General features: G+C 62.2%; 14 protein-coding genes. 4 read left to right on the top strand and 10 right to left on the bottom strand.

Annotation, left to right across the window (positions count from 1 at the left end; genetic code table 11):
* Positions 1-114: 114 nt before the first annotated feature.
* The 10 genes from ACYQ2U_RS11755 to ACYQ2U_RS11710 all read right to left on the bottom strand — a co-directional run bounded on the left by ACYQ2U_RS11755 (position 115) and on the right by ACYQ2U_RS11710 (position 13,057).
* Positions 115-837, bottom strand: coding sequence for a type II secretion system protein (locus tag ACYQ2U_RS11755; protein ID WP_459950556.1), 723 nt, complete (start codon positions 835-837; stop codon positions 115-117).
* Positions 834-3,005, bottom strand: coding sequence for an L-type lectin family protein (locus tag ACYQ2U_RS11750; RefSeq protein WP_459950555.1), 2,172 nt, complete (start codon positions 3,003-3,005; stop codon positions 834-836). Before ACYQ2U_RS11750 ends, ACYQ2U_RS11755 begins: the two co-directional genes overlap by 4 nt.
* 16 nt (positions 3,006-3,021) lie before the next feature.
* Positions 3,022-3,450 (bottom strand): hypothetical protein, encoded by a 429-nt coding sequence (locus ACYQ2U_RS11745; RefSeq protein ID WP_459950554.1) that lies wholly within the window; start codon positions 3,448-3,450, stop codon positions 3,022-3,024.
* Positions 3,447-4,052, bottom strand: coding sequence for a hypothetical protein (locus tag ACYQ2U_RS11740; protein WP_459950553.1), 606 nt, complete (start codon positions 4,050-4,052; stop codon positions 3,447-3,449). Before ACYQ2U_RS11740 ends, ACYQ2U_RS11745 begins: the two co-directional genes overlap by 4 nt.
* 2 nt (positions 4,053-4,054) lie before the next feature.
* Positions 4,055-5,584, bottom strand: a complete 1,530-nt coding sequence (locus ACYQ2U_RS11735; protein ID WP_459950552.1) for a hypothetical protein — start codon at positions 5,582-5,584, stop codon at positions 4,055-4,057.
* Positions 5,585-5,616: 32 nt separating this feature from the next.
* Entirely contained in the window at positions 5,617-6,819 is a 1,203-nt protein-coding gene (locus tag ACYQ2U_RS11730; RefSeq protein ID WP_459950551.1) for a type II secretion system F family protein, read from the bottom strand.
* A gap of 9 nt (positions 6,820-6,828) precedes the next feature.
* Positions 6,829-8,535, bottom strand: a complete 1,707-nt coding sequence (locus ACYQ2U_RS11725) for a GspE/PulE family protein (RefSeq protein WP_459950550.1) — start codon at positions 8,533-8,535, stop codon at positions 6,829-6,831.
* A gap of 14 nt (positions 8,536-8,549) precedes the next feature.
* Positions 8,550-9,422: a tetratricopeptide repeat protein gene (locus tag ACYQ2U_RS11720; RefSeq protein ID WP_459950571.1), complete on the bottom strand. Its 873-nt coding sequence runs from the start codon at positions 9,420-9,422 to the stop codon at positions 8,550-8,552.
* 170 nt (positions 9,423-9,592) lie between these two features.
* Positions 9,593-11,407: a pilus (MSHA type) biogenesis protein MshL gene (gene mshL, locus ACYQ2U_RS11715; protein ID WP_459950549.1), complete on the bottom strand. Its 1,815-nt coding sequence runs from the start codon at positions 11,405-11,407 to the stop codon at positions 9,593-9,595.
* Positions 11,408-11,518: 111 nt separating this feature from the next.
* Positions 11,519-13,057 carry an AAA family ATPase gene (locus ACYQ2U_RS11710; RefSeq protein WP_459950548.1) on the bottom strand — a complete coding sequence of 513 codons (1,539 nt, stop codon included), beginning with the start codon at positions 13,055-13,057 and terminating at the stop codon, positions 11,519-11,521.
* Positions 13,058-13,210: 153 nt separating this feature from the next.
* Here ACYQ2U_RS11710 and ACYQ2U_RS11705 point away from each other — a divergent pair, with 153 nt between their 5' ends.
* The 4 genes from ACYQ2U_RS11705 to ACYQ2U_RS11690 are packed head-to-tail and all read left to right on the top strand — an operon-like array spanning position 13,211 to position 16,039.
* Positions 13,211-14,023, top strand: coding sequence for an ABC transporter ATP-binding protein (locus ACYQ2U_RS11705; protein ID WP_459950547.1), 813 nt, complete (start codon positions 13,211-13,213; stop codon positions 14,021-14,023).
* Positions 14,016-14,810 carry a lipid asymmetry maintenance ABC transporter permease subunit MlaE gene (gene mlaE, locus ACYQ2U_RS11700; protein ID WP_459950546.1) on the top strand — a complete coding sequence of 265 codons (795 nt, stop codon included), beginning with the start codon at positions 14,016-14,018 and terminating at the stop codon, positions 14,808-14,810. The genes ACYQ2U_RS11705 and mlaE overlap by 8 nt, the downstream gene beginning before the upstream one ends.
* A complete protein-coding gene (gene mlaD / locus ACYQ2U_RS11695; protein ID WP_459950545.1) occupies positions 14,811-15,281 on the top strand; it encodes an outer membrane lipid asymmetry maintenance protein MlaD in 471 nt (156 codons plus the stop codon).
* Between the two features lie 41 nt (positions 15,282-15,322).
* A complete protein-coding gene (locus tag ACYQ2U_RS11690) occupies positions 15,323-16,039 on the top strand; it encodes an MlaA family lipoprotein (RefSeq protein ID WP_459950544.1) in 717 nt (238 codons plus the stop codon).
* Positions 16,040-16,045 lie beyond the last annotated feature (6 nt).

The raw sequence follows: 16,045 nt of genomic DNA, 5'->3' as shown, positions 1-16,045 counted from the left end.
ATCACTTTTGCGCATTTTCGCGGCGGCCACCCATAACCCCTGAATCCGCCGCCATCCCGCACCGTTGCGGGCTATTCACCTACCAGCCCGCTCTCTTCCCCCGTGCCAAAACGATCACCTCCCCACAAATTCCCCCGCTGCCGAGCCGGCCGGGGTTGGCGTGTGGTGGACGAAGGCGGGGTCCGGGGCCAGACCGCTATTGGGGTTGGGATTATGGTTTTCATCCCCGGCCTGGCCACCCCAGGAAGTATTTTTCCCCGTGGAATACACCACTGCGGCGGCGCTGTCGGTGATTTTGCCGCTGCTGTCGCAGGCGGCGTTGGCCGTTCCCGCCGCCACGATGGTGCTGCTGCCCGTGCAGATGCTGAGCAAGGGATTGGCTCCCATGTGGGCTGACAACGCGGCCAGGGTCGCGGTGCGCAAACCGTTGGCGGTGACGAACACGCCCGTGCTGATGCCGCCGAAATTGGCGCCGCTGACCGCGTAGCGCAGGGGTTGCTGCCAGCCATCCTGCATCCGCCCTTGGCCGTCGCTGGGGAGCCCCAGTTTGGCGGCCGGCAGGTAGCCGTAATAACCGCCATTACCGGCACTGCCGGCACAATCCTCCTGTCCCTGGGACGTCGTCGTGGCGGGACAGGGCAGTCGGCCATTGATGGCGGCGAAACCGGTCAGGGCTTCGCTGGCATCGGTCAGTCGATGCTGGGTTTCCTCCAGCGCCCGCATTTCCTGTTGGGTGGAGAGGGGGAGTGCCAGGCCACCGATCAACAGGGCGACGATGACCAGGACGATCGCCATCTCGGTTAGGGTGAAACCCCGTATTTCCTTATCGCAGTTCATCGCCGTACCGCCTGGAAGTTGCCGATATTGACCTGCTGGCTGCCACCCCCCTGCATGGAGGTGGTGAAGCCCAGGTAGATCTTCTGCATGGCCTCGCCATGGTCGGGTAGGTCGGTCAGGGCAATGCTGTCCGAGACCATGGATAGCCCGCTGGCACTGGTGTTGAGGGAAGGACAGAGCACATCCAGGTCCTGGCTCAGATTGGCGAAATCGCTGGACAAGCAGTTCATTCCCGAAAAACTCTTGGCCAGGTAGGCGACGATCTGGTACTTCCCTGTCTGGTTTGCAGGGGAATAGCTGCGGCTGATATCCAGCCGGACATAAACCCTGGTGCCGTTGGCGATGTTGCTGCTGGGGTGGGCCAGGCCCGGCGTACTGCTGGGATTACGCGGCGTTGCCATGCCGTCGCCCGCACCGTGGGTCACGTCGTCGCTGCCGTCATCGTCTACTCCCCAGTAGTCGATGGCGAAGTGCAGGGCGGGCGCAGTGGCTGGATCGTGACGGTCGATACCCAGGGGGCCGGGATTGCTGGTGGCGAAATCAAATTCGACGGCCATCTTGGGCGGGCGGATGGGCGCGACGGCGCCGTTATTGCCGGCATAACCCAGGGCATCGCCATGGCTGCCGCACATATTCGTCGACGGATTACGGCGTGTATCGGCATCGGCCAGGGTGAAAGTGAAGCCCTCACTGCGGGCGCTGACCACATAGTCGAAGTAAACCCGCAGTCCGCTGCCAAAGGGTTGTGGCAGTGGATACCAGAAGCAACCGTAATAGTTGAGGGGGCTGACGCTGCCGGAAGGACTGGGGGTGCCCAAGCGCAAGTTGGTGCCGGTGGTGGTAACGAGGGCGGCATAGCCGGTCACCCTCGGATTGGTGGCGCTCATCATGTCGCTGTTGCTGATGGGCTTGGGCGTGAGACACAGTACCAGGTCGGTCGTAGGGGACAAGTTGCTGAAGTTTTGCGGCGCGTTGTTCAGGCTGGTGGTGGTCCCCGCCAACAAGGGGAGCGCGCCGGCGGGTTCAAAGTAATGGGCGTCGCTCCGCAGGGAGCTCGGTCGTGGCGAGGCCGTGCCGTTGGCGACGGCGTCAGCGCTGCCAGCAAACAGCAGCAAGCCGTCGCAGGCTGCGCCGTTGAGGCTGTAGCAGTAGCTGTTGGCGGTGGCGCAGCGCAGATAGCGCAGGTGGTCCTTGAACGCGGCGTAGTCGTTGGCCAGGGCCGTGTTGCTGCCATAGACCAGGTTGGTCGGCATGGCGCGGTTGGGGGCAGTTGAATAGCTGTTCAGGTTATTGCTCAACTTGGCCTGGAGGTCCAGCAGCAAGGCGTTGATCCTGGCATCCAATGCGCTGCTCAAGTCCTTGCGTTTGAGGATCGATTGCCAGAGTTCCTTGGGCGTAATCCAGACCAGGCGGTCGTTGTTGCGACCTGGGACGTTCGCACCCTGGACCAGACGAAGGGGCGCGAGGGATTCGCCGGGGAAGGGCGCAGAAAGGGTGGGGTCTGCCCGGCGGGGATCCACGTCCACATATTGGGCATAAACCTCGGCCGCCGGATGGGCCGCCGAGACTCCGCAGGGCTGGGATGCGCCGATGCTGCGATCCTGGCCGGGAAGGGGTGGCCCGACGGCAAACACAACGGCCGCGGCACCGCCTCGGGGATCATCGGGAGCTTCCAGGATGGCATCCTGTGCGTCGCGAATATCGAATTGGCCTTGGGTGTCCCAGTTCAGGGCAGGCGCCTTGCTGGTGGCGGCCTTGAAGGCGCCCGACACCGCATACCAGAGGCATTGCCCGCTGCCGTCCTGATTGTCCGCGAGACCGAGGGTTTTATAAGGCAGCAGGCCGATAGTTGCCTTGCCGTCATTGCCGCCGCAGGCGGCGTCCGCAGAGTCGGCGTCACCGTCGCCATCGCTGTCGGGGCAGGGAAAGTAGCCGAAAACCTGGTTGGGATGGCTGTCGGGATAGGTGGCGGCGTAAGCCAGCAGGGCATCCTTGGCCCATTGCAGTTGTCGGCCGGTGGTTTCCGCTTCGTGACGTATCCACCCCTGTTGCCCCAGGCCGCCTGCGACGTCATAGAGCAGGGCCATCGCCAATAACGCCAGCAGGGCCATCAAGGCAATGCCCCGATGGCGTCGGGGGTGCAGCGGGCGACGGTGACCTTGGCCCATGGCGGACTGGGGAGATTCAGCGTTGGCGCTGAATCAGCAGGATGCCCGAGCCCAGCAGCGGACGTCTTTGTCCCGAGGGGCGATGGAAGCCTTCCCCGACGGCCAGGGTTTCGCCGCCGGTTTGCGTTGCCAAGCGGGCCTGATCGGGCGATGTTCCACGGGGGACCACCAGTGGCCCCACACTGCCCGGGGCGAGGCGTTGGCCATTGACCCAGACGGTCGTCGCTCCGCCGCCGCGACGGACGATGCCATCGAGGCGCAGGACCTCCCCGGTGAGGAGCGATGCCTCCCCCTGGGCGGATTGGCGTTGCCGATCCAACAACTGGCGCTGTTCCGGGGTGAGGAATAACCGGCCCAGGAGGGCGTTGGTTGCACCGGCCTGGGGTGGAAAAACACCGAGGCCCCAGGCCGCGAAGAAGGTAAACAGGGACCATCGATGACTCATCGTGCATCCTCCAGGGTGATCCAGTCCAATTGGCACTCGGCCCGCAGTGTCGCCAGTGTTGGAGCGGACTCGATGGGGAGGCGGGACAAATCACAACGGCGGGGGCGGACGAAGGCGGGCGCTGCTTGTGCCAGGTCGTCAAGCAGGTGCAGTAGATCCTCTTCGTGCAGCAGGTTGAGGCGTAGGGTCATGGTGCTGGATTTCCATTGGGCGCCCAGGCCCCTGGTGGACGGGGCGGCAATGTCCACGGGCCGTTGGGCGGCAAGTTCGTACTGAAGGTCCGGTAGTTTTCTGTCTTGGCGTATGCGATCAAGGGTCGCCAGCCACGCCCAGCGCTGCTCCGGGCCGACGATGCCCCGGCTTTCGAGGCGACCGTAGCCGGCGATGGCCCTCCGCAACTCGTTTTCCTCTTCCTGTAAGCGGGACAGCTTGTGGTGTAAGTCGCGGCTTTCTGCTGAGAGGCGTTGGGCTTCGTGCTGGATTTGGTTGTCGCGGTCACGGGCGGCGGTGAGGACGCCGGCACCGAGGCAGGTCGCCAGCAACAGCCGGGTCAAGCTGCCGCGCAGGGGTTTGAGTGTCGCGAGGGAAAGCGGCGGAGCCATGGTCAGTCCAGTCGCCGGATGAAGCGCAGGCTGAAGGCCTGTGCGGGGCGCTCATCGATGGTCGCTGCACGATCACGCAATACGCCTGCCGAAGCGTCGGTCTGGGCGTGGCGCCGGATGGCGACGTGGGTCCGTGGTGTCTGGGTCAGGGCCTGGGCAAGGCTTTCGATGTCATCTCTCTGATCCCGGTTAATCGTGACCGGCATGAGCTTGGCGTCGAGTTCCAAAATGGAAAACTGTCGTCCCGCCGTATCTTGACGGTTATTGGCAGGGGGGCGGACTGTTTGACTCAATCCAATATCTTCGTTCGGCGTATCGCTCAGCCGCCAGTGGATGTGCTCGAGTTCAATCCCGGGAAAATCGTCCAGCGCACGACTCAAGGGGGTCAGGACGCTGTCCAGGGAGGGGGAGTGCTTTTCTAATGAGAAAAACGAAGCCATCCGGTCGCGCAGGGCATCGAACCCGATCGGGACGGTCGGTAGTGTCGCCAGCATGGCTTCGTAGCGCTCGCGGTCTTGCTGGGCCGCGACGGCCATGTCCTGATTGCGTTGGGCCTGGGTATGGGCGTGGAGCAGAACGCCGACGGCGAGTAAGAGGCAGACGGTCAGTCCTGCCAAGGCGACGAGATCGAGACCGCGTCGTAGCCACCAGAGTCGATGGGGGCGGAGCAGGTCAGCGCTGGCGAATTGGGGCAGCCTTTGCCAATGCTGTTGCTCTGATAGCAGAACTTCTTCGCATAGGGAGTGATCGGCCGTGCTGGCGGGATGCAAGCGCCTGTATTCCTGCGCCAAGTCCAGGAAGATGAAAGACAAGTGATCCGTATCGTGGCAATGTTGGCGTAGCAGCGGGTGGTCGTCGCGATGGGCGAGCAAGAGGACCGGGAGTGGGGCCTGATCACCGGTGGGGGATTGGCCTGCCAAGTAGTGGCTGATCTTCATGGCTTCCGCCATGCAGTGGCGGGCGATGTCCTCGGCCGCCAGGGTGGCCATGGGCGTCAATCGTGAGAAGCGAACCTGGCCTTGCGCGCAATAAGTCTGGCGCAAACCGCCACGGCTCATGGTGAGTACCAGTTGCCCGACGCCCGCTGTCTGCCTGCGGCGATGCCAGGCGGCAACGAGAAAGGGCATCGAGTACAGTCCGCTACAGCGGCTACCGGTCGTCTTGAGTATCTCCAACCAGGGAGAAATCAAGGCGGTGCGGGGCAGGGCCGCCAGCAGAACCGATTCGTCCCGTCGACCCTGGCGGGATCTCCCCAGGGATAAGGTGGCTAAATGGGGTAGGCCATGGAAGCATTGTTCCAGGCGCCGAGCCAGCAGTGCCCGGCGATCGCGGCCATGGACGGGGGGAATCCGTTCCTCGCGGAATTCCTCGTCTACCAGGTCGGCCACCACGGTGAACCGGCTGTCCTCATGGCGGCGAAGATAGGTGGCAAAGGCTTCCCGGCCTGGTGCGTCGGCACCGAACGTTTCCTCCAGGGACAGGGCGCGCCCGTGTTTCCGATATGCCCGTAGTCCCAGGTCGTCGAGCAGCAACAGACGTCGTGGCGAGAGGAGGGCCATGGTTCTCAGATTTTCAGCCGGGCGATGGTGTCGTAGATGGGGCCCAGCACCGAGAGTATGATCCAACCTAGGAGAAGACCCACCAGCAAGGTCATCACCGGTTCGATCATGGCCTGTCCCCGCTCAATGGATTCCTTGACGTCCCGGCCGTAGAAATAGGCGATATTGGCCAAGGCCGTGTCGAGGGCGCCGGTGCCTTCGCCGATTTTGAGCATGCGGATGACCAAGGGCGGGAACAGGGGCAGTTGCTGGAATGCACCGGCGACGCTGTGCCCCTCGGCGATCAATGAGGCGGCCTGCTGCAAGCCCTGGCGTAGCACATGGTTGTTCACCACCTGTCCGCTGCTGCGCAGGGCATCGAGGATGGGAATACCCGCGCCGTACAACATGGCGAATACGGTGGCGAAGCGCGAGAGCAGGGCTTTTTTCAAAATACCCCCGATGAGCGGTAGCCCCAATTTGATGCCGTCGAGTCGATGCCGGAGTTGAGGGGACCGACGTGCCGCTTCGTACACGGCCAGGCCAGCAAGGATGGGTGTTGCCAGCACCAGCAGCCAGTGATGGACGATGAAGTCCGAGGTCGCCAGAAGGATTTTTGTTTGCAGGGGAATTTGCTGTCCCATGTGCTGGATGAAGATCACCATCTTGGGGACCAGATAGGTCATCATGAAAAAGAACACGGCCAGGACCACGACGCCGAGAAAACTTGGATAGAGGATCAGGCGCTTGGTCTGGGCCACCAACTCGTCCTGCCAACGTAAGGAAGACCCCAGGCTTTGCAGCACTTCGGGCAGGCGTCCGCTTTCCTCCCCCGCCCGGACCATGCTGACAAAGACCTCATCGAAAATCCTGGCTTGCTCACCCATGGCCTGGGACAGGGATTTACCGCCGCCAATGCCCTCGATCAGGCCGGCGATGACCTCCCGTCCCCGTATCGTTTCAAGGCTGTCGCGCAAGTCCACCAAGCTATCGGCGATGGGTACGCCGGCACGCCCCAGCTGTTCCAGGTGAAAACAAAGGTTGATCAACTCCCGACGGGACAGGTGTCCGCTGCCGCGCCAGGCCCGATGGCGGCAGGGGGAACCGACGATCAGGTCCAGGTCCATGCGGGCAAGGCGCATTTCCAAATCCGTCGAATTGATGGCTTCCAATCGGCCGACGACGACACGACCGTCCACCGTCATGGCTTTGTAGGCGTGCAGGGTCATGGACGTTGCTCAGTGTCGCCTGCCGAGGTCCACCACCCGGGCCACCTCGGCCAGGGTGGTAACGCCTTCCGCCACGCGGCGCAGGCCGTCCTCGGCGAGGGAGCGGAAGCCCCGCTCCTCCGCGACAGCGCGCATTTCCTGGGCCGTGGCGCGGCGGGCGATCAGGTCGTCCAATTCCTGGTCCATGGGCAAGAGCTCCATGAGGGCGATCCGCCCGCGATATCCCTGGAAGTCGCAGGCCTCGCAGCCGACGGCTGCGTAGTGCACGATGTCGGCCAGCATGGGCGATGCCATGGTGGCGGTTGTGTCCGCTGCGATCCGGCGACAGTGGTGGCAAAGCTTGCGAACCAGGCGCTGGGCGATGATGCCGATGATGTTGCCGGCCATGATGTCTGGCAGGATGCCGATGTCCAGCAGGCGGGGAATGGCGCCGATGGCGGAGTTGGTGTGCAGGGTGGCATAGACCTGGTGGCCGGTCATGGCGGCACGGAAGGCCATGTCGGCGGTGTCGCTGTCACGGATTTCGCCCACCAGGATCACATCGGGGTCCTGGCGCATCATGGAGCGAATGCCGTTGGCGAAGTCCAGCTTGACCGACTCGGCGATGGAGGTCTGGCGGATCATGGCCATGGGGTATTCCACCGGGTCCTCCAGGGTCATGATGTTCACGCCCTCCCGATTGATGTGGTGGAGCATGGAGTAGAGGGTGGTGGTCTTGCCGCTGCCGGTGGGGCCGGTGACCAGGATGATGCCTTCGGGACGGGCGATCATCCTGGTCAGCAACATCTGTTGCTGTGGGTCAAGGCCCAGGTGGTCGATGGGAACGATGCCGTTTTGCCGATCAAGAATCCGCAACACGAGATTCTCGCCGTGGATGGTGGGATGGGCGGCCACCCGGAAGTCCACGGGGCGTCCGTTGATGCCCAGGGTGATGTGGCCGTCTTGAGGGGCCCGGGTCTCGGCGATATTCATGCCCGCCATGACCTTGAGCCGTACCGCCATGGCCGGCCAATAGGATTTGTGCAGGGCCCGTATCTGACGCAGCATGCCGTCGATGCGGTAGCGTATGCGGAGGAAGCCGGCTTCCGGTTCGAAATGGATGTCCGAGGCGTTGCGTTTGACGGCATCCGTCAACAGCGCATCCATCAGGCGCACGACGGGTTGTTTGTATTCCTCCGTGGAGACTGCCAGGGAACGGTAGTCCACTTCCCCGGTTTCGATTTCGTGGAGGATGCCGTCAATCGAGAGCTCATGGCCGTAATACTGGTCAATGGCGCGGTAAATCTCCTGTTCGCCGGCCAGCAGGGGTTCGATGTGGGGCGTTCCTCCCAGTTGGATTTTTAAGCGATCAAGGGCAACGATGTCGTTCGGATTCGCGGTGGCGATGGTGAGCCGCTGCTGGAGCGCGTCGTAGGCCAGGGGAAGCAGGCCGTGGCGCTTGGCCAGTTCCTGCGGCACCATGCCAAGCGTCGCTGCATCGACGGTGACGCGGGCCAGATCTACCGCCACATGGCCCAGGGATTGCCCGAGGGCATCGCGCAGGGTTGCCTCCGTGATGAAGCCGAGTTCCACCAACAGCTTGCCCAGGGTTTGCGGCGATCTCTCCTGTTCCAGCAAGGCGATGCGCAGTTGATCCTCGCTGATCAGCCCCTGATCCAACAGGATTTGGCCGATAGGACGACGACTGTCGGTTCGCAGGGGGTAGGGGGTGTCCATGGGCGGCTTTCCGGTCAAGGGGAAAGAAGGCGTAGTCGTGCCTCGGCCTGTGATCGCTCGAAGGCAGGGGGCACGTGTTCCGCGACTGCCAAGGCCTGGGCGTAATAGCGGCGCGCCAAGGGCCACTGCGCCAATTGATCCAGGCTGACGGCCAGGTTGAACAGATAGTCGGGGTTGCCGGGCTCCCCTTCCACGGCCAGGGCATAGGCATGACGGGCGTCCTGCCAACGCCCCTGGCGGGCATATAGGTTGCCCAGACCGAAATACAGAATCGGTACACCTCCCTGATCGGCCAGTGCTGTCTTGAGATGGCTTTCCAGCAGCGGTGAGGCCATGCTTGGCCGTAGGCTCACCAGGGCGTTATGGGCGAGGCCGTTGCGCGGGTCGAGTTCCAGCACACGCTGGAACAGGGACAGTGCCTGGGCATCCTCCCCCTGGCGCAGGCGGCTTGCGGCCAGGCCCGTGAGCGCGTCGATATGGGTGGGCTCCCGTTTGAGCACTGCCTCGTAGTTTTTGATGGCAGCGTCGAGTCTGCCCTCTTGAAAGAACGCATAGGCACTTTCCAATAAGGGGTCGTGGGCCGGACGGAATTTCTCGATACGGATCGCCGTGGCCCCGGCAAAGACTGCGGCAGTCTGATTCCGTACTGGACTATGGCCTTGATCCTCATCACTGGATGCGGATCGGTAGGCGCTACGTCCCGACGCTTTCCGGGCAGCGGCGGATGAATGTCGTGGTGGTATGTCGTCGAGGCCCTGGTTCTTTACCCCGGCAGCACTGGCCGAGGAATGCGGAGGGACGAGCGGCCATGAAATGCCCGCTTGGGTCTTGCCTTCCAGGCTGGGCGTTCCGCCGAGCCAGAGGCAAAGGGCCAAGGTCCCGGTCACCAGAGAATTTTGGTGGGAGTACGTGCATCCTCGGCGTGCTTGTTTGGCATGGAAAACATTCAACACCGCCAGCCGGGCCAGGGTTTCCGGTGGAGGAATGCCATCGCTTCGAATTTGGATGGTTTTGCCAAGGGCATTCGCAAGTAGGCTCACGGTGTTCCCCCCTTGCGTCAGCGCGAGTCCTGGGGCATTGAAAAGAATTCCTTGCCCGGAAGATTGTCTTGCATGGCCTGAAAGTCACCCCTCAGGCTGGCTTCCTTGATGACAGTGGGCCTGAGAAAGACGATGAGCTCTGTTTTGTTCCGGCTGTCGTTGCGCTGTTGAAAGAAGTTACCGACCCCTGGCAGCCGGGACAGGCCGGGGATGCCGTCCCTTTGTTCATTGAGTTCATCCTCCATCAAGCCGCCCATCACCGCGATGTTGCCGTTGTCGATGCGCATCATGGATTCCATTTCCCGGGTGCGGATGACGGGAATCTTGCTGGTCACGCCAGCGGCCTTCAGGGCTGGATTGGGATCGTCCACATAGTCGACGATGCGCGAGATACTGGGGCGGATGTTCAACAACACGGTGTCCTGTTCCCCGATTTGCGGCGTCACGTTCATGACGAAACCCACGGGTACCGATTGCAGGGTGGTCGTGTAGGTGGTGGTGCTGGTGGTCTGGTTGGTCGTGGTGTCGGCCTTGATCGTGAAGTACACATTGTTGTCCACGACCTTGAGCACGGCTGTCTGATTGTTGATGACGGAAAGTTTGGGACTGGAAAGGACGCGGACGTTGCCAAAGCTTTCCAGCAGCTTGATCGTGCCGGAAAGGTTGCCCAGGCGGGAGGCGTTATTGCTGTAGGACAGTTCCAGAAAGCTGGCGGTGGGCGCGGTCAGGGCACCGGCTGCTCCTTGCTTGACGGTGAAACCGGCCCGTCCCAAGGCAAGCGCTGACCAATTGATCCCTTGCTGATAGTTGTCGGCCAGCCGCACCTCGGCGATGGTGGCTTCGATCATGACTTGGCGTCGAGCAGAAGCGAGCACCTGGTCGAGGAATTCCTGAATTTTTTCGTGCTGCCTGGCGGTAGCGCGTACGGTGACAACGCCTGCCTCGGCGTTGACGATGACGGCAGCCGCTTCTCGGAAGGTGCTACGCCGGACGAAGGTGGAGCCTTCTTCCTGGCTTGTGTCCACTCCCCCGTGGGAAGGGTTGAGATTTCCATTCTTGTGCTTGAGTGGGGATCCGTTCCTTTTTTCGCTTTCCACCGTTCTCTGATCCGTGCGCTCGATCAGGGTCTCGCTGGAGCCTTCCGGCAGGATCTTGTCCGTCTCGTGGAGGATGTCCTTGATGTTTTTTTCCAGGGTGCCCCAGAAGTGGTGCTGGGCCTTGTTCTCTATCCGCGTCAGGGAATTGTTGTTGCCACCGCTGGTGGGGCTCCCGGCCACCGTCGTCGTCCCGGCCATGCCCGGCGACGAGGCGATCTGGGTGGTGACCGTTACCGTGCCGCTGGTATCCCGGTTCATGTTGACGTAATCGACCCGGTAAGTGCGCAGGAAAGGCGTATCGGGCACGACTGCCAGGTTCTTGCCGTCCAATTCCCAGCGCATATCCACTTGTTTGGCGATACGCCCCAGTAGTTGTTGCAAGCTTTGGTCGATGGCGTTGAGGGTGACGTTGCCGTCGATGCCGGGATGGATATCGATGTTGAGCTTGGCATCCCGTGCCAAGGCAAACAATAAATCCTGGGCGCGAACGTTATTGACGACGACGCTATAGGTTTCGGTTTTGGTGCTTAGGCGTGGCCTGGGCAGCGACAACGTGGTTTGTACCGGTGCCGGAATGGTTCCCGTGACTAGCGGGAGGTCCTCGGTACTGAGATGGGCCGACGCGGGCCCCATGGCACGTGGCGTGGCGCAGCCCAGGACCAGGGAAAGGGGCAGTAGTACAGCGGCGGAGGAAAGTGGGAGCCGGGACACTGGAATCACCTTGTCGAGGGACATGGCCATGCCTGGATGGGCATGGATTTATGCCAAGGGGATTCAGCTTATCCTGTTATGCCAAGGGAATTTGTTGACCTTGGACAAATTTCGGCGGGTTTTCCGGATTGGGAACTAGCGAAGCTGTTTGATGGGCCGGGCGAAGGGATTACTGGATTGGATGGCTGGCGGCAGGTGGGCGATGGCCTGGTGGGCCTCCTGGGCGCTGCCGTAGTCGCCGTAGATGACGCCGAGGCGCATGCGGCCACTGAGGTCGGACTGGTAGCCGCGGGTCTGGCCCATGTCCAGGCCGGCAGTCTTGGCCTGGGTGAGGAAGGTTTCCACTTGCGGCATCTTGCTGGCATCCACGGAGAACAATTGGATGAACCAGCGGTCGGTCGGGGCGGTCTTGATCCACTGGCTACCCGAGGCCAGAGCGGTATCCCAGAGGGGATTGGTTGCGGCCGTCGGTGTGCTTGCCTGGGGCGTCGGCACGGCGGGTTTGGACGCTTCCGGGCTGGCGACGGGTGTCGTTACAGGTGCGGAGGGGGCGCCAGTTGCCACTGCAACCACCGGGGCGGCGGCGGGTGGTGTGACAGGTGCAGGCACGGCGGCCATGGGCGGTTGTTCGGCCGGGGCGGGTTGGGCCTGGGCCGAGGATGGTGCTTGGGGAGGCTCTCCATCCTGGCCGGAGAATTTGGTGAGGAGGTAGGTGGCGCCGATCAGGGTCAGGGCGATGGTGGCCGCCAGGTAGGGGCGCGCCTGCTGGGGGGGGCGGTAGCCGGGAAGGGTGGCGGGGCTAAAGTCACAGTCCTTGATGGCGGTGCGGACGTGTTTGGCGGTGATCTGGTGGGTGTTCTCGGAAAAGGCCGCCAGCAGGGTCTTGTCGGCGAGTATGTTGATGCGTCGGGTCAGTCCCAGGGAGGCCTCGGCGATGAGCCGGGTGGACTGGGGGCTGAAGACGTTGGGACCGCGATAACCGGCGGCCCGCAAGCGGAATTCGATGTATTCGGCTACGTCGTCCCGCACCAGGGGTTCCAGCAGGAAGTTGTGGGTGATGCGTTCCTTCAGCTGCCGCATGTCAGGCCGGGCGAGGATGTCGTTGATCTCTGGTTGGCCGAACAGCACCAGGTGCAGCAGCTTGTGGCGCTTGGACTCCAGGTTGGAGAGGAGGCGGATTTCCTCGAGGGCCTCGACGGGCATGGCGTGGGCTTCGTCCACCAGGATGACGACCCGCTTTTCCTCCCGGTTCAATTGGGTCAGGTGTTCCTGAAGCTGGCGCAGCACGGAGTTGGGGCGCATGCCCTCGGTCAGGTGGAGGTTCAGCTCGTCGGCGATGGCGTAGAGGATATCGTCCCGGGACAGGCTGGGATTGGCCAGGTAGACAATGGCGACGGAGGCGGGCAGTCGTTCCATCAACACCCGGCAGAGCATGGTCTTACCGCTGCCGACCTCGCCGCTGACCTTGACGATGCCTTCGTCATGGGTGATGGCGTAGAGCAGGGCGTCGAGGGTCGAGCCCCGATTGGCGCCGGAGAAGAAGAATTCCGTATGGGGGGTGATACGGAAGGGAAGCTCGTTCAGGCCGAAGTGATTGAGATACATCGGAATGTCTGAATAGAGGAACGATTGCTCGATGCCGACCACCGGGGCGCGGCCGGAGGGTAAAACCATGGTCCGGCGCTGCCCGAATCCGTCGCGGGCAAGGGCGGCGGCAGGGCGGTGGCGAGGCCCATGGCGGCCGATCATAGCCGAAGGTCAGTCATTAAGGGAAAAGGCGGCATCTGATAGAATCCAGCCTCTTTTACGTCAGGATTCGTTTCAGCCGTGTCTACCCAGCCGCTGGTCAAGATCAGCAACCTCAATTTCACCTACGACCGTCGGCCTGTGCTGACCGGGATCAATATGGAGATCCATCGGGGCCAGGTGGTGGCGATCATGGGCTCCAGCGGTTGCGGCAAGACCACCACCATGCGCCTGATCGGGGGGCAGTTGCGTCCCACTTCCGGCTCGGTGTCCATTGACGGCCAAGTGGTGCATGAGTTGGATGGCGACGGCCTCTACGCCCTGCGGCGACGGATGGGGATGTTGTTCCAGTTCGGTGCCTTGTTCACGGACATGTCGGTTTACGACAACGTGGCTTTCCAGATGCGGGAGCACACCGATCTGCCCGAGTCCCTGATCCACGACCTGGTGCTGATGAAACTCCACGCGGTGGGTTTGCGCGGCGTGCACAAGCTGATGCCCTCCGAGCTGTCGGGCGGCATGGCGCGGCGGGTGGCCTTGGCCCGGGCCATCGCCCTGGACCCGATGATCATGATGTACGACGAGCCTTTCGCCGGGCTGGATCCCATCTCCCTGTCGGTGGTGGGGCAATTGATCCGCACCCTGAACGACGCCCTGGGCGGCTGCTCCATCGTGGTGACCCACGATGTGCAGGAGTCCCTCAAGATCGTCGATTACGTCTATTTCGTTTCCGAGGGCAAGATCGTGGCCGAAGGCACCCCGGAGCAGATCAAACAGTCCCGGACGCCTTATGTACACCAATTCGTCTGGGGGGAGGCCGATGGCCCCGTTCCCTTCCATTATCCGGCGCCGCCCTATGGCGCCTCGTTGCTGCAAGAGGTAGCCCGTGCTTGAGAAAGTCGTTCGCGCTCTGCGCTCCCTGGGTCGTAGCGTCACGGACCGCATCTGGCGGCTGGGGTTTGCCAGCCGTTTCTTCCTGGCCATTTTTCTGTATTCGGGAACCGCGCTCCGCCGCTTTAATCTCACCATCCGGGAAATCTATTTCACCGGCGTCCTGTCCCTGATTGTTATTCTGGTTTCCGGCCTTTTCGTCGGTATGGTGCTGGGCTTACAGGGCTACGACACCTTGCAGCGGTATGGTTCATCCGAAGCGGTAGGGATTTTGGTGGCCGTTTCCTTGGTGCGGGAATTGGGCCCGGTGGTGGCTGGCCTGCTGTTCGCTAGCCGCGCAGGCTCCGCCATTACCGCCGAAATCGGCCTGATGAAGGCCACCGAGCAGCTTTCTGCCATGGAGATGATGGCGGTCAATCCCATTGCCCGCGTCGTGGCGCCCCGTTTCTGGGCTGGCGTGATTTCCATGCCCTTGTTGGCCGCGCTGTTTTCCGCCCTGGGGGTGTTCGGCGGCTATTTGATCGCAGTAAAGATGATCGGCGTGGACGAAGGCTCCTTCTGGTCCCAGATGCAGGCTTCCGTCGATTTTCGTGAAGATATTGTGAATGGCGTCATCAAGAGCTTTGTTTTCGGCGTCATCATCAGTTGGATTGCGGTATTCGAGGGCTATGATGCCGATCCGACTGCGGAAGGTGTTTCCGGCGCTACGACCCGCACAGTGGTGACCTCCTCCCTGGCCATCCTGGCGGCTGACCTTATCCTTACTGCAATCATGTTCCGAGGTGTTTAAATGAATCGTGCCACGCTCGACCTTTGGGTTGGTTTTTTTGTCGCTATCGGCATCGTCGCGCTGGGTTTCCTGGCCATGAAGGTCGGTAATCTCACCGGCGCCAGTAGCGGCGAGACCTATACCTTGCAGGCCAAATTCGACAATATCGGCGGCCTCAAGCCCCGGGGTGCTGTCAAGAGCGCCGGCGTCGTCGTGGGTCGTGTTTCCGCCATCACCTTCGACCCGGAAAACTATGTCGCCCAGGTGTCCATGCAGATCGACGCCCGTTACAAGTTCCCCCGGGATACCTTTGCCACGATCAACACCTCCGGCCTGCTCGGTGAGCAATACGTCGGTTTCGAGGTGGGCGGGGACACCGAAATGCTGAAAGCCGGCGATAGCATCAAGAAAACCCAGTCGGCGGTAGTGTTGGAAAAGCTCATCAGCCAGTTCATGTTCAACAAGGCTTCCGAGCCTGCCGCCGCCAAGTAAATGGCAAAATCGGGAAAATTTCAAAAAGGAAGGGGCTGTTCGTGAGGTCTAATCGAAACAAGCGCTTGGCAACGTTTGCCGCTTTGGCTGCCACCGCCGGGTTGTTGGGCGGCTGCGCCACCTCGGGGAATCCCAAGGATCCCATCGAAGGGTTCAACCGTGCCATGTTCGCCTTCAACGAAGGCCTCGACAAGGCAGTGCTCAAACCCGTGGCCCAAGGCTACGACGAAGCCCTGCCCACGCCCGCCAAGACCGGCGTGTCGAATTTCTTCGGCAATATCCGCGACGTCTTCATCGGCGTGAACAACCTGTTCCAGGGCAAGGTGCCCGAGGCTGCCAGCGATCTGGGCCGTGTCGTGGTCAACAGCACCATCGGCGTGCTCGGTCTGATCGACTGGGCCAGCGACATGGGGCTGGAAAAGCACGATGAGGACTTTGGTCAGACCTTCGGTCGTTGGGGTGTCGGTCCGGGCGCCTATGTGGTGGTGCCGGTCTTCGGCCCCCGCAACGTACGGGATACGGTGGGCTTGGTGGCTGACGTAGCGGCCGACCCCGTGGCCGACATGCATAATGTCGCTGCCCGCAACACCTTGATCGTGACCCGCTTGGTGAGCGACCGTGCCGAGTTGCTGCCGGCCGACAAGGTGATCGAGGAAGCTGCCCTCGACAAATATTCCTATATCCGTGACGCCTACCTGCAACGTCGTCGTAGCCTGGTCTACGATGGCGCGCCGCCGCGTAACACTGACGACGAGTGATTGACT

It is taken from the genome of Denitratisoma sp. agr-D3 (assembly GCF_054658675.1).
The sequence above is the reverse complement of the archived record's forward strand: the minus strand, read 5'-3'. Positions and strand labels throughout refer to the sequence as shown.